Annotated in this window: 15 protein-coding genes; 12 read left to right on the forward strand and 3 right to left on the reverse strand. The window is 63.2% G+C overall.

Features of this window, described 5'->3' with window-relative positions; genetic code table 11:
- The first annotated feature begins 39 nt into the window (after positions 1-39).
- The 6 genes from hrpA (at position 40) to RP6297_RS05455 (ending at position 8,746) form a co-directional block, all read left to right on the forward strand.
- Positions 40-4,041, forward strand: a complete 4,002-nt coding sequence (hrpA, locus tag RP6297_RS05430) for an ATP-dependent RNA helicase HrpA (RefSeq protein ID WP_009277552.1) — start codon at positions 40-42, stop codon at positions 4,039-4,041.
- A 116-nt stretch (positions 4,042-4,157) separates the two neighbouring features.
- Positions 4,158-5,153 (forward strand): YVTN family beta-propeller repeat protein, encoded by a 996-nt coding sequence (locus RP6297_RS05435; protein WP_009238387.1) that lies wholly within the window; start codon positions 4,158-4,160, stop codon positions 5,151-5,153.
- A gap of 11 nt (positions 5,154-5,164) precedes the next feature.
- The gene (locus RP6297_RS05440) at positions 5,165-5,995 is read left to right on the forward strand and encodes a polysaccharide deacetylase family protein (protein WP_009238386.1); all 831 of its coding nucleotides are present in this window, start codon (positions 5,165-5,167) and stop codon (positions 5,993-5,995) included.
- A gap of 1 nt (position 5,996) precedes the next feature.
- Complete coding sequence (locus RP6297_RS05445; protein WP_009238385.1) at positions 5,997-6,971, forward strand: sterol desaturase family protein; 975 nt, start codon at positions 5,997-5,999, stop codon at positions 6,969-6,971.
- A gap of 77 nt (positions 6,972-7,048) precedes the next feature.
- Positions 7,049-7,906, forward strand: coding sequence for an EI24 domain-containing protein (locus RP6297_RS05450; protein ID WP_009238384.1), 858 nt, complete (start codon positions 7,049-7,051; stop codon positions 7,904-7,906).
- A gap of 21 nt (positions 7,907-7,927) precedes the next feature.
- Positions 7,928-8,746, forward strand: a complete 819-nt coding sequence (locus tag RP6297_RS05455) for a competence/damage-inducible protein A (protein WP_009238383.1) — start codon at positions 7,928-7,930, stop codon at positions 8,744-8,746.
- A gap of 16 nt (positions 8,747-8,762) precedes the next feature.
- Here RP6297_RS05455 and RP6297_RS05460 read toward each other — a convergent pair whose 3' ends face one another.
- Positions 8,763-9,239, reverse strand: a complete 477-nt coding sequence (locus RP6297_RS05460) for a rhodanese-like domain-containing protein (protein WP_004626360.1) — start codon at positions 9,237-9,239, stop codon at positions 8,763-8,765.
- 473 nt (positions 9,240-9,712) lie between these two features.
- On the opposite strand from RP6297_RS05460, the gene RP6297_RS05465 reads away from it, so the two are divergent.
- From RP6297_RS05465 to ntrC, 5 genes are all read left to right on the forward strand, one after another.
- The gene (locus tag RP6297_RS05465) at positions 9,713-11,128 is read left to right on the forward strand and encodes a 3-hydroxylaminophenol mutase (protein WP_004626362.1); all 1,416 of its coding nucleotides are present in this window, start codon (positions 9,713-9,715) and stop codon (positions 11,126-11,128) included.
- A gap of 158 nt (positions 11,129-11,286) precedes the next feature.
- Positions 11,287-11,799 carry a hypothetical protein gene (locus RP6297_RS05470; protein WP_037027409.1) on the forward strand — a complete coding sequence of 171 codons (513 nt, stop codon included), beginning with the start codon at positions 11,287-11,289 and terminating at the stop codon, positions 11,797-11,799.
- 27 nt (positions 11,800-11,826) lie between these two features.
- Positions 11,827-13,013 (forward strand): IS3-like element ISRme13 family transposase gene (locus tag RP6297_RS05475; RefSeq protein WP_085960481.1). Its coding sequence is split into 2 segments (ribosomal slippage): positions 11,827-12,082 and positions 12,082-13,013, totalling 1,188 coding nucleotides; the frame shifts between segments, so codons are not numbered across the junction.
- Between the two features lie 96 nt (positions 13,014-13,109).
- On the forward strand, positions 13,110-14,309 hold the full coding sequence (gene glnL / locus RP6297_RS05480) for a nitrogen regulation protein NR(II) (RefSeq protein WP_009238381.1): 1,200 nt from the start codon (positions 13,110-13,112) through the stop codon (positions 14,307-14,309).
- Positions 14,310-14,379: 70 nt separating this feature from the next.
- Entirely contained in the window at positions 14,380-15,888 is a 1,509-nt protein-coding gene (gene ntrC, locus RP6297_RS05485) for a nitrogen regulation protein NR(I) (RefSeq protein WP_004626371.1), read from the forward strand.
- Between the two features lie 115 nt (positions 15,889-16,003).
- Here ntrC and RP6297_RS05490 read toward each other — a convergent pair whose 3' ends face one another.
- Complete coding sequence (locus tag RP6297_RS05490; RefSeq protein ID WP_009238380.1) at positions 16,004-16,333, reverse strand: hypothetical protein; 330 nt, start codon at positions 16,331-16,333, stop codon at positions 16,004-16,006.
- 168 nt (positions 16,334-16,501) lie between these two features.
- Positions 16,502-17,395 (reverse strand): HAD family hydrolase, encoded by an 894-nt coding sequence (locus RP6297_RS05495; protein WP_009277551.1) that lies wholly within the window; start codon positions 17,393-17,395, stop codon positions 16,502-16,504.
- A gap of 197 nt (positions 17,396-17,592) precedes the next feature.
- On the opposite strand from RP6297_RS05495, the gene ugpB reads away from it, so the two are divergent.
- Positions 17,593-18,909, forward strand: a complete 1,317-nt coding sequence (gene ugpB, locus RP6297_RS05500) for a sn-glycerol-3-phosphate ABC transporter substrate-binding protein UgpB (RefSeq protein ID WP_009238378.1) — start codon at positions 17,593-17,595, stop codon at positions 18,907-18,909.
- Positions 18,910-18,977: the final 68 nt, after the last annotated feature.

Raw genomic sequence — 18,977 nt, forward strand, 5'->3', positions numbered from 1 at the left:
GCCGGCATAGGAAAGATGCGCGGATTATAATCCCGCCCGATGTCAGATTCCCACGCCCAGCCGCCCCGGCCACGCCCGGCGGCGCCCTCCCAGAAATCGCCGAAAGACATGCCGCCCGCCGAGCGCAAGCCCGGCGGCAATGTGCGTCCGCAGCGCCGCCAAAAGCCCACGCCGGAAGAACTCGCCGCGGCGCTGGAGGCGCGCCGTGCACGTGCGAACCGCGTCCCGCCGATCACGTTTCCCGAAGCGCTGCCCGTGTCGGCCCGGCGCGACGAGATCGCCCAGGCCATCGCCGCCAATCAAGTGGTGATCGTCTCAGGCGAGACCGGCTCGGGCAAAACCACCCAGTTGCCGAAGATCTGCTTGTCGATCGGGCGAGGCATTGGCGCGGGCGGTACCGGGCTGATCGGCCATACGCAGCCGCGCCGGATCGCAGCGACGTCTACGGCCAAGCGCATCGCGCAGGAAATCGGCACGCCGGTGGGCGAGCACGTGGGCTTCCAGGTTCGCTTTAACGACACGCTGTCGGCGGGGGCGTCGGTCAAGCTCATGACCGACGGCATCTTGCTGGCCGAGACGCAGAACGATCCGCTGCTGCGCGCTTACGACACGATCATCATCGACGAGGCGCACGAACGCAGCCTCAACATTGACTTCCTGATCGGCTATCTCAAGCAGCTTTTGCCGCGCCGGCCCGACCTGAAGGTGATCATCACCTCGGCGACCATCGACGCGCAGCGGTTTGCCGAGCACTTTGCTGGCCCGAAGGGGCCGGCGCCCGTCATTGAAGTCAGCGGCCGGTTGTATCCGGTCGAGGTGCGCTACCGCCCGATCCAGCGCGACGAGAAGGACAAGGAGCGCGATCTTTACGAGGCGCTCGTCGATGCGGTGGACGAACTCGCTCGCGAAGGCCCTGGCGACGTGCTCATCTTCCTGCCGGGCGAGCGCGAGATTCGCGAGGCGGCCGAGGCGCTGCGCAAGCACCATCCGGCGCATACCGAAATCCTGCCGTTGTTTGCGCGCCTGTCTGTGCAGGAGCAGGAACGTGTGTTCCGGCCGTCCAACGCCCGGCGCATCGTGCTGGCGACCAATGTGGCCGAGACCTCGCTGACGGTCCCGGGCATTCGCTACGTGGTCGATACGGGGCTGGCGCGCGTGAAGCGTTATTCGTATCGCAACAAGGTCGAGCAACTGCAGATTGAACCGGTATCGCAGGCTGCGGCCAATCAGCGCGCGGGTCGTTGCGGCCGGGTCGCCGACGGCGTCTGCATTCGCCTGTATGACGAGGCGGATTTCATTGCGCGGCCGCGTTTTACCGATCCGGAAATACTGCGTTCGTCGCTGGCGGCGGTCATCCTGCGCATGAAGGCGCTGCGGCTGACGGATGTCGAGCAGTTCCCCTTCATCGAGCCGCCGCTGGGCCGTGCCATTGCCGACGGCTATCAGCTGCTGCAAGAACTCGGGGCGGTCGACGACGAAAACGCGCTGACCCCGCTGGGCAGGCAGGTGGCCCGGCTGCCGCTGGACCCGCGGGTGGCGCGGATGATCCTGGCAGGCCGCGACCACCAATGTCTGCGCGAGATGCTCATCATCGCGAGCGCCTTGTCCGTTCAAGACCCGCGCGAGCGCCCGCAGGAACTGCAACAGCAGGCCGATCAGGCGCACCGGCAGTTTGCTGATGAAAAATCCGAGTTCCTCGGCTGGGTCAAGCTCTGGAAGTGGTTTGAAGAAGCCGTTGCACACAAGAAGTCGAACAAGCAACTGCAGGACCAGTGCCGCTTGCACTTCCTGTCGCATGTGCGGCTGCGCGAATGGCGCGACGTGCATTCGCAGTTGCATACCACGGTGGCGGAGCAGGGCTGGAAGCTCAACGAGTCCGATCCGACGTATGAGCAGTTACACCTGGCGTTGCTGACGGGCTTGCTCGGCAACATCGGAGTGCGCATCGAGGAGGCAGACGGAAAAGGCCGCGAATACCTCGGCGCGCGCGGCATCAAGTTCTTCCTGTGGCCGGGTTCGGTCATCGCGCGCAAGGCCGGCAAGTGGGTCGTGGCAGGCGAGTTGGTCGAGACCAGCCGCCTGTTCGGCCGCACGCTGGCGCGCATCGAGCCGGAATGGGTGGAAAAGGTCGGCGCGCATCTGTTGAAGGTGTCGTGGAGCGATCCGCATTGGGAAAAGAAGGCCGGCCAAGTGATGGCCTTCGAGCGGGGCACGCTGTACGGTCTGCCGATCTATCAACAGCGCCGTGTGCACTTCGGGCCGATGCAGCCGAAGGAGGCGCGCGAGATGTTCATCCGCCGTGCGCTGGTCGATGGCGAGTTCGAAACGCGCCTGCCGTTCTTCACGCACAACCAGCGCTTGGTGCGCGAGATCGAAAACCTCGAACACAAGTCACGCCGACAAGACGTGCTGGTGGACGACGAACTGATCTACGCGTTCTACGACAGCCAGATCCCGGCGGACATCTACAACACCGTGTCGTTCGAGCGCTGGTACGCCGAAGCCGCCGGCGCGGGCGGCAAAAGCGGGCAGAAGCTGCTGTACCTGAATCGCGATGACCTCATGCGGCATGAGGCGGCCGGCATCACGACCGACCTGTTCCCGAAGGTGCTGCCGATTGCCGGCATCGACATGGGCCTGACGTATCACTTCGAGCCCGGCAGCCCCCGCGATGGCGTGACGCTCACCGTGCCGCTGTATGCGCTCAACCAGGTGCCCGCGCAGCGCACTGAATGGCTGGTGCCGGGCATGCTCAAGGAGAAGGTGCATCTGTTGCTGAAGAGTCTGCCGCAGAAGCTGCGCCGCCATTGCGTGCCGTTGCCAGACTATGCCGCCGGATTCGTGTCGCGCGTGCGGTTGGGCGATGGCGACCTGCTCGACCGCTTGATTGCCGACGTGCGCGAGCAGACTGGCATCGCCCTCAAGCGCGCCGACTTCAAGCTCGAGACGCTGCCCGCGCATCATTTCATGAACTTCAAGGTGATCGACGAGCACGGTCGCCAGCTAGACATGGGGCGCAATCTGGCCCAGTTGCGGGCGGAACTCGGCGGCCGCGCGCAGCAGACGTTCCAGTCGATCGCGGCACAGGATGCTGCCGTGGCCGGTGCCCAGAACGACGGCGCCAAGCCAGGAAAGGCAGGTAAGAGCGGCAAATCGGAAGCGCCGGCCAACGCCGCGCTGTACTCGGGCCTGACGACCTGGAACTTCGGCGAGTTGCCGGAACTGCTGGAAGTCCGCAAAGGCAACCAGACGCTGTTCGGCTACCCGGCACTTGTCGATGCCGGTGACCACTGCGATGTGGAGGTCTTCGATGATCCGGCGGAAGCCACCCGCATCCATCGCCTGGGCTTGCGACGGCTGTTTGCGATCCAGCTGCGCGAACCGTTGAAATACCTGGAAAAGAACATCCCAGGCTTGTCGCAGATGGCCATCCAGTTCATGAACCTCGGCACGCAGGACGATCTGCGCGACCAGATTCTGGATGCCACGCTGGAGCGCGCCTGCCTGCAAGACCCGCTGCCCACCGATGACGCCAGTTTCGGCGCGCGCAAGGACGAAAGCCGCGCGCGCCTGACGTTGCTGGCGCAGGAAATCGCACGGCTGGTCGGCGCCATCCTGGCCGAATACGCGCAACTGCCGCGCAAGCTGCAGATCGCCAAGCCGTTTGCTGCGGCCACCGCCGATATCGACGCGCAGCTCAAGACGCTGATGCACAAGCGCTTTATCGAGGCAACGCCGTATGCGCAGTTGACGCACTTCCCCCGCTACCTGAAGGGCATCGCGCTGCGCATCGACAAGCTCAAGGCGGACCCGGCGCGCGACACGCAGCGCATGCAAGAGATGGCGCCGCTCATCCAGCAATATCAACGCGCGGAAAAGGCGCTGCGCGTGCAAGGTCAGGGCGGCAATGACCCGCGCATGGAGGAATTCCGCTGGATGCTCGAGGAGTTGCGCATCGCCCTGTTTGCACAGGAACTGCGCACGCCGGTGCCGATGTCGGTCAAACGGCTGCAGAAGGTGTGGGAATCGATGCAGCGATAGCTGCCGATGCGTTGTCAGGCGCTGAGAAAGTTCCCGCTTTCTTTTTTTGATTTGTGTCAGCGATGGCCTAAACGCCAGCGCTAAAATGAAAAGCTAAGTTGCTGAATCTTCTCGTTATGTCTGCCTTGCGCGTCTCGTTTGCCTCCCGTTGGTTTTCCACGCTGGTCCTGTCGGCCGCTGCGCTCATGGCAGCGCATGCGGCGCGTGCCGAAGTCGTCACCGTGCTCAATTCGGGCGACGCAAGCGTCTCTTTGATCGACAAGGACACCCGCAAGGTGCTGGAGACGTTCCCAATCGGCAAGGAGCCGCATCACCTGATCGCCACGCCCGACGAAAAGTCGTTGATCGTCGCGAACGCCGTCGGCAACGATCTGGTGTTCCTCGACCCTGTCACGGGCAAGATCCAGCAGCGCGTGCCGCACATTGACGATCCGTATCAGATTGGCTTTTCGCCTGACCAGAAGTGGTTTCTGACCACGGGCAACCGTCTAGACCGCATCGATATTTATCGCTGGGACGGCCACGCCCTGACCATCGCCAAACAGATTCCGGCGGCCAAGACGCCCAGCCACATTGCGTTTACCGCCGACAGCAAGATCGCGTTCGTCACCGTGCAGGATTCCAACGAGGTGATGGCCATCGACCTGCCCACGCAGAACGTGATGTGGCGCATGACCATTGGTTCTGCGCCGGCCGGCGTGTGGGTGACGACCGATCAGAAATACTTGCTGGTCGGCATGACCGGCGCCGATTACGTCGAAGTGATCGATTGGCACAACCGCACCAGCGTCAAGCGCATTCCGACCGGCAAGGGCGCGCATAACTTCCGCGCGCTGGGCGACAAGCGCCACTTGTTCCTGTCGAACCGCGTGTCGGGCACGATCAGCATCATCGATCAGCAAACGCTGACCAAGGTGGGCGACATCACCGGTCTGCCGCCCGGCCCTGACGACATGGAGTTGACCGCCGACGGCAAGCAGCTTTGGGTGACCTGCCGCTGGGCCAAGCGCGTGGCGATCGTCGATGTTGCCAGCCGCAAGGTTGTGGAAGAGATCAAGGTCGGGCGCTCGCCGCACGGCATTTACTTCCGCTCGCGCGCTCCGCTGATCTGAGTTCTACGACGATGAAATCCGGCCTGTCGATGTTGCGCAAGGCCGCCGCCACGGTGGCGCTGGGGTTGTGTGCGTTGGCTACGGCGGCCCCCGGTGGGGTGAATGCCGGCGCGTGCAAAGGCACCGTCTACCTGACGTTCGATACCGGCAGCATGAGCCAAGCGGAGTTGATTGCCGACACGCTGCGCCGCCATCGCATCCACGCCACGTTCTTCCTCGCCAACGAAAAGACCATCCACGGCGACAGCACGCTGGATGACCGTTGGGCAGCGTATTGGAAATCGCTTGCTGCCGACGGCCACGCCTTCGGTACGCACACCTTCGATCACGTTTACTACAAGGGCGAGGCGGGTGCGGGCAAGGTCCGCTTCCGGCCGCAGTTTGGCGAGCAGGGCAGCCGCAATGTCGTGTGGGGCGAGCCTGAATTCTGCGCGGAGCTCAAACACAGCGCCGAGCGGTTCAAAGCCATGACCGGTCAGCCGATGGACCCGCTGTGGCGGGCGCCGGGAGGTCACCTGTCGGCGACGACCGAGGCCTGGGCCAAGCAATGCGGGTTTGCGCATGTGGCTTGGGCGCCCGCCGGTTTCCTGGGCGACGAGTTGCCGTCAGACCGTTATCCGAACGACGCCTTGCTGCAGAAGGCACTGTCCAACCTGCGCGATGGCGACATCACCATGGCGCATCTGGGCATCTGGTCGCGCAAGGATCCGTGGGCGCCAGCCGACTTGGAACCGCTGATCGCCGGTCTGGAACGCAAGGGTTTCTGCTTCGCCACGCTGCGCGATCATCCGCAGTACCAGGCATGGTTTGCCGCCCACCCGGCACACACAGCGGCACGCTGACATGTTCGACTGGATCGCCGACACCTTCACCCAAGCGCAGGATGTGCTCTTCCAGCACGTCGTGATGCCGATCACCTATGCCGTCGGCCTGGGTGGTTACGTCGAAGATGCCTACCCCGGCACGGAATGGCTGCTGATGGGGTTGGTGCAGATCGCGGTGCTGCTGCTGATCTTCCGTCCGCTGGAGCGCTGGCGTCCGGTGGAGCCGCTGCAAGACCGCAAGGCCGTGCGTGCCGACATCTTCTACACGCTCTTTCACCGGCTCGGTTTCTTCCCGCTGCTGATGTTTTTCACGCTGCAGCCGCTGATCGACGACCTCGACGGCAAGCTGCGCTTCTGGGGCTGGGCGCATCTGAACGTGGAGGACTGGTGGCCGGGCGTTACGTCCGTCGCCGCCGTCAGCTTTCTGATCTATCTAGTGTTGTTCGACCTGCTCGACTACTGGTATCACCGCCTGTCACACAAGTTTCACTGGTGGTGGAACCTGCATTCGTTGCATCACAGTCAGCAGCAGATGACGCTGTGGTCGGATGACCGCAACCACATCCTCGACGATGTATTGCGTGGTGCGGTGTTTGCCATCGCGGCGCTGGTCATCGGGGTTGAGCCTTCGCAGTACGTGCTGCTGGTCGCCATTTCACAGTTGCTGCAGAGTCTTCAGCATGCCAACGTGCGGCTGCATTTCGGCTGGCTCGGCGACCGGCTGCTGATCTCGCCCCGCTTTCATCGGCTGCATCACGCCATCGGGCTGGGGCACGAGGTGCCCGGCAAGCCTGGTGTGCTGGGCGGATGCAATTTTGGCGTGCTGTTCCCATGGTGGGACATGCTGTTCGGCACCGCCATCTTCTCGCCGGAGTACCACGCCACCGGTATCCGCGATCAGCTTCCCGCGCCCCACGGGCACTCGCGCGACTACGGGCGCGGCGTGCTGCGTCAGCAGTGGCTCGGCGTTAAGCGCCTGTTCGGTCGCGCCTAAGGCCTTCGCGGGGCGGCGCCTGCGTAATTTCTGCGCGCTGTGCTAGGCTGTCCGCTCCCGGATTTTCCGACTTCTGCATGAACGACCTGATTCGCTCATTTGGCCGCGCGCTGCTTTCGCAACTGCATCCGCGCATGCTGTTCCTGACTGTCATGCCGTTTGTCGTGGCTGTCGTTGTTTGGGGCGGCGTGCTGTATTTTGGCTGGGATGCCATGAACGGCATGGCCCGTAACGCCGTGGAAGGCTGGGCTTTCATGGGCTGGATCAAGAGCGGCCTGAACGCCATTGGCATGGCGGGGCTGTGGTCGGCCATCGCGCCGCTGCTCGTCATCACCTTGCTCGTTCCGGTGATCGTTGTGTCGATTCTTGTGCTGGTCAGCGTTGCGTCGGTGCCGGTGGTCATGCGTTTTCTTGATCGGAGCTATCCGCAGCTCGAACGTCGCAAGGGCGGCTCGTTGCTGGGCAGCCTGACGCATGCGCTGCTGTGCACGCTGGTGGTCATTCTCGTGGCCATCGTCACGCTGCCGTTGTGGCTGATCCCGCCATTCTTCGCGCTGATCCCGCCGCTGCTATGGGGTTGGCTTACATACCGCTTGATGACGTACGACGCGCTCGCTGACCACGCTACCGCTGAAGAGCGCCGCGCGATCATGCAGCGCTATCGGCTGCCGCTCCTTGGCATTGGCGTGGCCGTTGGCATGCTGGGCTCGGCGCCGACGCTGCTGTGGGTATCGTCGGTGGTGACGATTGTGCTGTTTCCGATCATCGCCATCGCGGTCATCTGGCTGTATGTGCTCATCTTTATTTTCTCGGCGCTGTGGTTCGGACATTTCTGCTTGCGTGCGCTGACGCGTCTGCGAGCCGAAGCGCCGCCTGCGCGTATGGTCGAGGCCAGCGTCATCGAGGTCACGACCATCGAACTGCCTCGCGAATAATCAGAAACCATCGGAACTGACATGGCTTTCGGCATGATCATCATCGGCGACGAGATTCTCTCCGGCCGCCGCGAAGACAAACACCTGCGCAAGCTGATCGAAGTGCTGGGCGAGCGCGGCCTGGCGTTGGAATGGGCCGAGTACGTCGGCGACGAGCCAGCGCGCATCACGAACGTACTCAAGCGGACGTTCGCCAGCGATGACGTGGTGTTCTGCACCGGCGGCATCGGCGCCACGCCCGATGACCACACACGCCAATGCGCCGCGGCTGCGCTGGGCGTGCCGTTGGAGCTGCATCCGGAAGCGCGCGAGCAGATCACGCTGCGCATCATCGAGTCGGCCAACGGCGACCCGGTCAAGGCGGACGTCTCAACGCCCGAAAACCAGCACCGCTTCAAGATGGGCGAGTTTCCGCAGGGCGCGCGCATCATCCCCAACAGCTATAACCGCATCCCCGGTTTCTCGGTCGCGCATCACCATTTCATGCCGGGCTTCCCGGTGATGGCGTGGCCGATGATGGAGTGGGTGCTCGACACCTATTACGCCGATCAATTCCACCGCGCGCCGCGCGAGGAGCGCTCGTTCCTGGTGTTTGGCCTGCCGGAGTCGCGGCTTACACCGCTGATGGAGCGCATCGAAGCGGAGTTCGATGGCGTGAAGGTCTTCAGTCTGCCCAGCGTGGGGGATGCAGCGCGCGGTGAGCGCTATGCCCGCTCGCACATCGACCTGGGCGTCAAGGGCTCACCGGAAGCCGTGGCGCGCGCCTATGCGATGCTGCGAGAGGGCGCGGTGGCGCTGGGTGGTGAGATTTTCGAGGCGGACGCCAGCGCGGCGTCCTGACGCTCACCGGCGCGCCTCAGGCACCGTGCCAGGGCAGGCCTCGGAAACACCAGCCCTCCACGGTCTTGCGATGGCCTTCGGTGTCTTTTGCACCCTCAAAACCTTCCAGCACATCCATGGCTGCCGCGTAACCGGCCTGTGCGGCGGCCGTTGCTGCATGCTTGGAGCGCGCTGCGCTGCGGCACAGGAACAGCACTGGCGCATCTTTCGGCACGGCAGCCTCGAGCGCGCTCAGGAAGTTGGCGTTGCGCGCGCCGCCCGGATACTGATTCCACTCCACATGGACAAACTGGCCCGGCGAAATGTCGGGCGTGCCAACCCAGTCGAGTTCAGCGCGCGTGCGCACGTCCACCAGGCGCGCCTGCGGGTCGGCGGCCAACAACGCGGCAGCCTCTTGCGGCGACAGCGCGCCGAAGTACGGCAGCTGGTCTGCCTCACGGCGGGCGGCGGCAGCCTCTAGCAGGGACTCGCGGGTCAGCGTGGTGGCAGTCATGGTGATCAGGGGCGGGTGAAAGAGGAAGCCATCATTTTAGCGCCGCCGTCACATAGCGCGGGCGAAAATCCCCGCGATGGTGCGTGCACGACCCACTTGCACAAAAGAGGTGCGGATAGCATTTTCATGCACCGTTTATGTGCGTTGGCTCTGCTGCTTGAACAGCCTTAGCCCTATCAGCGGGAATTCGGCGGGAGGCGGTTCGGCCGGATTGCAGGGCGTGCGCACCGTGTCAGGCATGGGCTGACGCAGTGCTGCACTGTTTGCGGGAGTGCTTGCCTGTTGTTGGGCCGGAATTGGCATAGTTTCTGCTAAGATTCCCGCGGTCTTTTTCAGGGGCGTCCGTCCGTGTCGGACGACCTTGCTGGAAAGAAGATGTTTCGGAGTGAGGGCGGGTTGCGGCCGATTGCGCAGCGATCCGTCACACAACCGGCTCACAATACTTTGCGTTATTGCGCTACCAGGAGAATGGCATGTCCCAAAGCATTGCAGACGTGATGAAGCTCGTGAAGGAAAACGACGTCAAGTTCGTCGATTTCCGCTTCACCGATACCAAGGGTAAGGAGCAGCACGTCTCGGTCCCCGTTTCGCATTTCGACGAAGACAAGTTCGAAAGCGGTCACGCATTCGACGGCTCGTCGATCGCCGGCTGGAAAGGCATCGAAGCGTCGGACATGCTGCTGGTGCCGGATGCAAACACCGCGCACATCGACCCGTTCTACGAAGAGCCGACCCTGGTCCTGACCTGCGACGTGGTCGAGCCGTCGGACGGCAAGGGCTACGACCGCGACCCGCGCTCGATCGCCAAGCGCGCTGAAGCCTACCTGAAGAGCACCGGCCTGGGCGACACCGCCTACTTTGGTCCGGAACCCGAATTCTTCATCTTCGACGGCGTGACCTGGAACATCGACATGCAGGGTTGCTTCGTGAAGATCAATTCCGAAGAAGCTCCGTGGTCGTCGGGCAAGGAGTTCGAACACGGCAACTCGGGCCACCGTCCGGGCAAGAAGGGCGGCTACTTCCCGGTTGCCCCGATCGACACGTTCCAAGACATGCGCTCGGAAATGTGCCTGATCCTGGAATCGCTGGGTATTCCCGTTGAAGTGCACCACCACGAAGTGGCAGGCCAAGGTCAGAACGAAATCGGCACGAAGTTCAGCACGCTGGTGCAACGCGCCGACTGGACCCAGCTGCAAAAGTACGTGATCCAGAACGTCGCGCACACCTATGGCAAGACGGCGACGTTCATGCCGAAGCCGGTCGTGGGCGACAACGGTTCGGGCATGCACGTTCACCAGTCGGTGTGGAAGGACGGCCAGAACCTGTTCGCAGGCAACGGCTACGCTGGTCTGTCGGAGTTCGCGCTGTACTACATCGGCGGCATCATCAAGCACGCCCGCGCGCTGAATGCCCTCACCAACCCGGGTACGAACTCGTACAAGCGTCTGGTGCCGGGCTTCGAGGCTCCGGTCAAGCTGGCTTACTCGGCACGTAACCGTTCGGCCTCGATCCGCATTCCGTACGTTGCGAACCCGAAGGGCCGTCGTATCGAGACCCGCTTCCCGGATCCGCTGATGAACCCGTACCTGGGCTTCTCGGCGCTGCTGATGGCCGGTCTGGATGGCGTGCAGAACAAGATCCACCCGGGCGAAGCTGCCGACAAGAACCTGTACGACCTGCCGCCGGAAGAAGACGCAAAGATCCCGACCGTGTGCTCGAGCCTGGATCAGGCCCTCGAGTACCTGGACAAGGACCGCGAATTCCTGACCCGCGGTGGGGTGTTCTCCAACGCCATGCTCGACGCCTACATCGAGCTGAAGATGGAAGAAGTCACGCGCTTCCGCATGACGACGCACCCGCTCGAGTTCGAGATGTACTACTCGCTGTAATGTGCGAGCGTCCCGGGCAATGTGTCGGGGCGAAGAGACGGTTGTGAGAGGGGGGGCGGCGCAGGTCGCCCTTCCTTTTTGTGAAGCGGAGTTTTGTGGCTAGAATGAGCGTCCGCCGGACTCCGGCGCCCGATCGACGTATCCGCCAGGTTCCATTCATGTTCCGTCCTTCCCCACGCATCGCATCTGGGCTGCTTGCCGCCGCTGCGGCGGTGTTTGCCACGCTGTCCGTGCAGGCTCCCGCGTACGCTGATGATGTCTATCTGTGCACCGGTCCGAACGGCGTGCCGGAGTACCGCAACAGTGGCAACGTGAAGGGCTGCAAGAAGTTGACGCTGCCCGATGTGGTGACCGTGCCTGGCACGCGCAGCCCGCGCAGTGCGGGTGCTGCACCCGCACCGGCGCAAAACAATGCAGGCGGTGGCTTCCCCCGCGTGGACAACGCCACGCAGAAGGCGCGTGACGGCGAACGCCGCCAGGTGCTGGAGGCCGAGCTGGCAGACGAGGAGCGCAAGCTCCAGGCGTTGAAGGCCGAATATAACAACGGTCAACCCGAGCGCCAGGGCAACGAACGTAACTATCAGAAGTATCTGGACCGCACCGCGCAGTTGAAGGGCGACATCGAACGCAGCCAGGCTGAGCTTGCCCCCGCAAAACGAATCCCTTGCTGAGGTTAAACTGAAGCAAGGAGAGATGTGATGACAAGCAAGACAAAGCGGGCGCAGTACACGCTGGAATTCAAGCTGGAAGCGGTACGGCTGGTGAAGAGCGGGCAGAGCATGGCAGTGGTTAGCGCGACCCTGGGCATCAGAGCGCAGACGCTGCATAACTGGGTCAAGGCGGAGCGGGAAGGCAAGCTGACTGGTGCGGGTATGAAGCCGGTCAGCCCGGAGCAGATGGAGCTGGCCCGGCTTCGGGCGGAGGTGGCGCGCTTGAAGATGGAGCGCGATATTTTAAAAAAAGCCGCAGCATACTTTGCGAAGGAGTCGGTGTGAGGTATGCGTTCATCGAGCGAAACCGACGTTACTGGCCGGTCTCGGTCCTGTGTGAGCTGTTAGGGGTCAGCCCCAGCGGCTATCACCAGCGCAAGCAACGCACAGTAAGCACCGACAGGCCAGATAGAGGCCGACTCAGTGACGATGCCTTGTTGGCCCACATCAAGGCGATTCACGCCGGGGTCAAGGGGGAGTACGGCTGGCCGCGCATGTGGAAGGAACTGCTGGCGCGTGGGGTGCGGGTGGGCAAGGAGCGTGTTCGCAAGCTGATGGCGCTGCACGGCATCCGTGCCCGCCACAAGCGCAAGTACATCGCGACAACCAACTCGAACCACGATTTGCCGGTGGCCCCCAATCTGCTGCAACGCGACTTTAGCCCAGCAGCACCCAATCAAGTCTGGACGAGCGACATAACCTATGTGGCGACCGCCGAAGGCTGGCTCTACCTGGTGGTCATCATCGACCTGTTCAGCCGGCAGGTGGTTGGCTGGTCGATGCAACCACACATGAAGGCCGAATTGGTCACGGACGCGCTGCGCATGGCCTGGTTCCGGCGCCGCCCGGAAGCCGGTGTGATTGTGCACACCGACCGGGGAAGCCAGTATTGCAGCCATCTGTTTCAAGACGCCCTGAAGGCGTATGGCATGCGCTCGTCAATGAGCCGCAGGGGCGATTGCTGGGACAACGCGCCGACTGAGAGTCTGTGGGGGTCGTTGAAGGTCGCTCGCCTGCACGGTCGCCAGTTCGCTACCCGCCGCGCCGCAATGGACGAGGTAATTGACTGGCTTGGCTTTTATAATGCCAGCCGACTCCACTCGACGCTGGGCTACGTCAGCCCCATGACGTTCGAGAAAAACTGGTCCGCAGCTCAGCAACACCGGGCTGCCTAATTCCCTCGGTTATGGGATTCGTGGAACAGGGGCAAGGTCAGGCCAATGTCGATTCCATCCGCCGGGAGCTGGGCAATCTCAAGGAGTAGGTGAGCTATGCGTCGACTGATCCGCAAAGCGGCACGCCGCGATGAACAGGAACAGACGACGCCATCTGCGCCGTCAGCGTCCGCCGCGCGTGAGGCGGCAGCGGGCGAGCCCATCGACGGGCCGCCACCCATTCCGTTTTCACATGGCGCGCCGCCATTGTTCCCTGGGCTCGACGCGGCGCCCAATCCCATCCTCTTCGTCCGCCATCCGGCGCTGACAATCTTCTACGCCAATCCCGCCGCGGAAGCCGCGCTGGCCGTGTCACGCCGGCAGTTGGTGGAGATGTCGCTGTACGAGCTGTTTGCCGACCCGTCCGAACTGGCCGAGATGATTGCCACCGTGGCAGCCCGCCAATTCGATGCCAAGCGGCGCGACGTCTCGCTCGACCGTTTGGGCCACGAACCGCTGCACGCGCACGCCGTCGTGGGCGCACTCGACTTTGCGCCTGCGTCAGTGCTGCTTGAGCTGCTGCCCAACGAGCAGAAGATTCGCAGCGAGCGCGAAGAGCGCCTGTTGGACCTGACCTCCGCCAACAAAGAGCTGATCCGCAATCTGGCACACGAGATCAAGAATCCGTTGGGCGGCATTCGCGGCGCGGCGCAGTTGCTGGAGTTCGAACTGCCGGAACGTTCGCTGCGCGAGTACACGCAAGTCATCATCAAGGAATCCGACCGCCTGCAGACGCTGGTCGATCGCCTGCTCGAACCACACCGGCATCCGCATATCGTTGGCGATGTGAACATCCACGAGGTGCTGGAGCGCGTGCGCTCGGTGGTGCTGGCGGAGTTCCCGCAGGGCTTGCATATCGTGCGCGACTACGACGCGAGTCTGCCGGAGTTTCGCGGTGACAAGGAGCAGCTCATCCAGGCGGTGCTCAACATCGTGCACAACGCGGCGCATGCGCTTGGCGCTCGGATTGCGCAGGGCGACGGCGAAATCATTCTGCGCACGCGCGTTGCGCGCAAAGTTACGATTGCAAAGCGTCTTTACAAGCTGGCATTGGACTTGCATGTAGTGGACAACGGTCCTGGTATCCCGGACGACATCCGCGAGCGAATCTTTTTCCCGCTGGTGTCAGGAAGGGAGGGGGGAAGTGGGCTGGGTCTGACACTCGCGCAGACGTTCGTGCAGCAGCATGACGGCCTGATTGAATGCGAGAGCAGGCCAGGTCAGACGGATTTCCGCATTCTCGTACCGCTGCACTGAAGCGTCACAGCTTCAACAACGCAGCGCGAGACGGCCCAGGCGAGACGAAGTCAAGCAGACGAACCAACACATGAAGCCAATCTGGATAGTCGACGACGATCAATCCATCCGCTGGGTCCTTGAGAAGGCGCTGGCACGCGAGAGCCTGCTCTCGCGCAGCTTTACCAACGTGCGCGACGCGCTCAACGCGCTCGACGAAGAAACGCCGCAAGTCCTGATCTCCGACGTCCGTATGCCGGGCGGCTCGGGGCTGGATCTGCTGCAGGCCATCAAGGCAAAGCACCCGGGGCTGCCGGTCATCATCATGACCGCGTATTCCGATCTCGACAGTGCCGTAGCGGCGTTCCAGGGCGGCGCGTTCGAATATCTCGCTAAGCCGTTTGACGTGGATCGCGCAGTCGAACTGATCCGCCGTGCGCTGGAGGAGAGCCTGCGCGAAGAGGAGATCGATGATCGCCTGAGCGATGCGCCGGAGATCCTCGGACAGGCGCCGGCCATGCAGGACGTGTTCCGCGCGATCGGGCGGCTGTCACAGTCCAACGTGACGGTGCTGATCACCGGCGAATCCGGCACGGGTAAGGAACTGGTGGCCCGGGCGCTGCATAAGCACAGCCCACGCGCCAGCGGCCCGTTCATCGCGCTGAATACGGCGGCGATTCCGAAAGACCTGCTCGAATCCGAGCTGTTCGGCCACGAGCGTGGCGCATTTACGGGCGCGCAGACCATGCGCCGCGGCCGCTTTGAGCAAGCCGAGGGCGGCACGCTGTTCCTCGATGAAATCGGCGACATGCCGTTCGATCTGCAGACGCGCTTACTGCGCGTGCTGTCGGACGGCCACTTCTATCGCGTGGGCGGCCACAACCCGCTCAAGGCCAACGTGCGCGTCATCGCGGCCACGCACCAGAATCTGGAAACCCGCGTCAAGGACGGTCTGTTCCGCGAGGACTTGTTTCACCGGCTGAACGTGATCCGTCTGCGCTTGCCGGCGCTGCGCGAACGCCCGGAAGACATCACGCTGCTGGCGCGCCATTTCTTGCAGAAGAGTGCCAAGGAGCTGGGCGTGGAGCCCAAGCGCATGTCGGACGATGCGCTGGCGCATATCGCCACGCTGCCGTTCCCCGGCAACGTGCGGCAACTGGAAAACCTCTGCAACTGGCTCACTGTGATGGCGCCGGCGCAGACCATTGAAAGCAAGGATCTGCCCGCCGACCTGGTGCGAGGCAACGCGCAGATGCTACCGGTCATGGGCGAGGCCGCGGCTCGCCCCGCCTTCATCGGCGAGCCGTCGCATGGTGGCGAACCGTATGGTGTTACGCCGTCGGTCGATACGTTGCTTTCAAGCTCTGCAGCGGGGGCATCCATCGCAGCAGGTTGGGAGCGCGCGCTCGCGGGCGAGGCCAAGGCCATGCTCGAAGCGGGCCAGCCCGACGTCATGGACGCACTTACGCGACGCTTCGAGAAGGCGATTCTTGAGGCTGCGCTGGGTGTCACGCGCGGGCGCCGTGTTGAAGCGGCAACGCGTCTGGGCATCGGCCGCAACACCATCACGCGCAAATTGCAGGAGCTTGGCTTCGACTGACGTGCCGTCAGCGGGGCCAGTCCACTGGATATCGTCGAGCTTGGCGATTGGGATTGGGCGGATTTCCGATAAGGGAATCCGCCCTTTTTTTGGCGGCCGAGAATGCGTGCTGCGCTTAGTGCAGCTTGTGCTTGAGCTGCGACAGCTCTTCATGCGCGCGCATCACGGCAGATTCCACGGAATGGTCCACCTTGCCGCTGGCGTTCTGGCAGGCCGTTTTCGCATGGTCGGAACAGGCTTCGAGCTTGTCGATGGCTTCTACGAAAGTCTGCGGGTCTTCAGCGCCTTCCAGGCGCGAGTGGCATTGGCGGGCTTGATCGTCCAGTTGCTGGATCGATTGCTTCAGCGCGTCAGGCACATCCTTGTGCGAGGCGCAGGTCCGGGCCAGTTCGGCGATGGTGTTTTCCGCATGTTCAAAACGCTGGCGCAGTTTCTCTGGTTGCATGGGGGCTCCTGTCGGTTGCGCTAAAAAGGGCGTTGGCACAGCATGCACCGTTATGAGGCCGTCACATGGTGCAAAGCGGTGCAACGCCCAATTTCGGCGCAAGCGGCTTGCCGCTTGCGGCAAGCGACGCTGGCTCTCCAGGGCGTGTTGCGGTGCAGGAATGCCGCGTCAGTCGTGCGGCGCGGGGAGGGCCAGGGAACGCGCTTCCAGGATGCGCTCGGCGACTTCGGCAAAACCGCCGCCGCCTTCGGCCGCGGTGAGGTACGCCGGCGGCACGGGCAGCGTGTCGATCACATCCAGCACATTGGCCACGCCCACCGAGAGTGGGAAGAACTCGAACATTGCCGCATCGTTGGCGGAGTCGCCCACGAACACCCAGCGTTCGCGCTCGGCATGCAGGTCGAGGCCGAATGCGCGGCGCGCCAGCGAAACGCTGGCGCTCAGCTTGTCGTGCTTGCCGAACCAGCCGTTGACGTGAATCGAGCTGACGGTGGCATGCATCCCGTGCGTGCGCATGATGTCGACGATGTGCCGCACGGCGTGCTGCGGCAGCGGCGGGACTTGTTCGGCATGGTCGACGGCCAGATCCGCCGCGTGCCAGGCTTGATCCGTCGCCAGCGCTGAACCCGGCACGGCACGCCGGATCTCTGCACCCACTTCGCGGATGCGCTCGAGGTTGCGTGCGCGCGTCTGCGCGTCGTCCACGAAATCGGTGGCCAGATGCCCGCGCGAATCGACGCGCATGGCAAACGCGCCGTTCTCGCCGATCACCGCATCAACGGGCCACAACCGCGCAATGACTTCGCACCAGGCAATCGACCGGCCGGTGACGGGCACGACCTTGATGCCGGCGCGATGCAAGCGCTCCAGCGCCGAGTACGTGTGCGCGGGCAGCTTGCCCTTCGTCGTGAGGGTTCCATCCACGTCGGTGAAGATGCCGGTGATATTGCGCAGTGCATCATCCGAGAGCTGATTCAGGGCCAGCGGAGCGCGCCGGTCGGCAACGAGGGGCGCGGTTTCAGGCGAGTCCGGAGCGGCAGGAGTGGTGGGTGGGGCGAGCATGCTGCGCGAGCAATAGAGAGTGTCTTCAACCCATTCTAACGGCCGTTGCAAGCCAAACCTTGGAGGGATTTCCCGATTTCTTTGTGACAGAAAGGCAAGTAACATCCCGCTGTCATAAAAATGACCGACCGTGCATATACAGTCGGCGCGCCGTGGGCGGAGCGAGGGAGCCCGCCGGGTCGAAACAAGGAGAAATGATGTCGATCAAGAAGATTGCGGGGGCGGCGGCAGTACTGGCCGCGTGTACGTTTGCGCAAGGCGCGTACGCAGTGACGGAAATCCAATGGTGGCATTCGATGGAAGGCGCCTTGAACGACAAGGTGAATGAGATCGCCACCAAGTTCAACGCTAGCCAGTCCGACTACAAGATCGTGCCGGTCTACAAGGGCCAATACGATGAATCGCTGGCCGCCGGCATCGCGGCCTTCCGCGCCGGCAATGCACCGGCCATCCTGCAAGTCTTCGAAGTCGGTACCGCAACGATGATGAACGCCAAGGGCGCCATCGTGCCGGTAGCCAAGATCATGAAGGACGCTGGCGAGAAGTTTGACCCGAAGGCCTATGTGCCGGCCGTGGCGGGTTACTACACGTCGAACAAGGGCGAGATGCTGTCTTTCCCGTTCAACAGCTCGACGACGATCATGTATTACAACAAGGACGCCTTCAAGAAGGCTGGCCTTGACCCGAACAAGCCGCCCGCAACGTGGCAGGAAGTGGCTGTCGACGCGGCCAAGCTGAAGGCGGCTGGCGTGCCCTGCGGTTACACGACCGACTGGCAGTCGTGGGTGCATCTGGAGAGCTTCTCGGCATGGCACAACGTGTCGTTCGCGACCGAGAACAACGGTTTTGGCGGGGCCAAGGCCCGCTTGAACTTCAACGGCCCTGTGCAGATCAAGCACATCGAGAACCTGCTCGACATGCAGAAGAAGGGCTACTTCACCTACGCCGGCCGCAAGGACGAGCCGAAGGCGAAGTTCATCGCAGGTGAGTGCGCCATGCACACGGGTTCGTCGGCAGCGCTGGCGAATATCCGCAAGAACGCCAAGTTCAACTTCAGCCCGGCACCGCTGCCGTATGAAGCCGGCGTGCCGGGTGCCCCGCAGAACACGATCATCGGCGGCGCTTCGCTGTGGGTGATGGGCGGCCACAAGGCCGAGGAGTACAAGGGCGTGGCGAAGTTCTTCTCGTTCCTGTCGCGTCCGGAAATGCAGGCCGACTGGCACCAGTCGACGGGTTATCTGCCCGTGACGCTGGAAGCGTATGAACTGACCAAGAAGTCCGGTTTCTATGAGAAGAACCCGGGCGCCGACGTGGCCGTCAAGCAGATGATCGTCAAGACGACCGACAAGTCGCGCGGTATCCGTCTGGGCAACTTCCCGCAGATCCGTCAGGTGATCGACGAAGAGCTGGAATCCGTCTGGGCCGGCAAGAAGGCGCCGAAGGAGGCGCTGGACACGGCAGTGTCACGCGGCAACGAGCTGCTCGTCCGCTTCGAGAAGACCGTCAAGGAATAAGCGCCGATTCGGCGCTCGTCTAAACCGCCGGCCTCGTGCGCTCGCACCGGCCGGCGGTGCGTTTTTGG

It is taken from the genome of Ralstonia pickettii, from assembly GCF_016466415.2.
GTDB classification, from domain to species: Bacteria; Pseudomonadota; Gammaproteobacteria; order Burkholderiales; family Burkholderiaceae; genus Ralstonia; species Ralstonia pickettii.

Excerpts from the sequence above, each read along its gene's own strand:
- hrpA (WP_009277552.1), top strand. The coding sequence starts at position 40 with ATGTCAGATTCCCACGCCCAGCCGCCCCGGCCACGCCCGGCGGCGCCC.
- RP6297_RS05435 (WP_009238387.1), top strand. The coding sequence starts at position 4,158 with ATGTCTGCCTTGCGCGTCTCGTTTGCCTCCCGTTGGTTTTCCACGCTG.
- RP6297_RS05440 (WP_009238386.1), top strand. The coding sequence starts at position 5,165 with ATGAAATCCGGCCTGTCGATGTTGCGCAAGGCCGCCGCCACGGTGGCG.
- RP6297_RS05445 (WP_009238385.1), top strand. The coding sequence starts at position 5,997 with ATGTTCGACTGGATCGCCGACACCTTCACCCAAGCGCAGGATGTGCTC.
- RP6297_RS05450 (WP_009238384.1), top strand. The coding sequence starts at position 7,049 with ATGAACGACCTGATTCGCTCATTTGGCCGCGCGCTGCTTTCGCAACTG.
- RP6297_RS05455 (WP_009238383.1), top strand. The coding sequence starts at position 7,928 with ATGGCTTTCGGCATGATCATCATCGGCGACGAGATTCTCTCCGGCCGC.
- RP6297_RS05460 (WP_004626360.1), bottom strand. The coding sequence starts at position 9,239 with ATGACTGCCACCACGCTGACCCGCGAGTCCCTGCTAGAGGCTGCCGCC.
- RP6297_RS05465 (WP_004626362.1), top strand. The coding sequence starts at position 9,713 with ATGTCCCAAAGCATTGCAGACGTGATGAAGCTCGTGAAGGAAAACGAC.
- RP6297_RS05470 (WP_037027409.1), top strand. The coding sequence starts at position 11,287 with ATGTTCCGTCCTTCCCCACGCATCGCATCTGGGCTGCTTGCCGCCGCT.
- glnL (WP_009238381.1), top strand. The coding sequence starts at position 13,110 with ATGCGTCGACTGATCCGCAAAGCGGCACGCCGCGATGAACAGGAACAG.
- ntrC (WP_004626371.1), top strand. The coding sequence starts at position 14,380 with ATGAAGCCAATCTGGATAGTCGACGACGATCAATCCATCCGCTGGGTC.
- RP6297_RS05490 (WP_009238380.1), bottom strand. The coding sequence starts at position 16,333 with ATGCAACCAGAGAAACTGCGCCAGCGTTTTGAACATGCGGAAAACACC.
- RP6297_RS05495 (WP_009277551.1), bottom strand. The coding sequence starts at position 17,395 with ATGCTCGCCCCACCCACCACTCCTGCCGCTCCGGACTCGCCTGAAACC.
- ugpB (WP_009238378.1), top strand. The coding sequence starts at position 17,593 with ATGTCGATCAAGAAGATTGCGGGGGCGGCGGCAGTACTGGCCGCGTGT.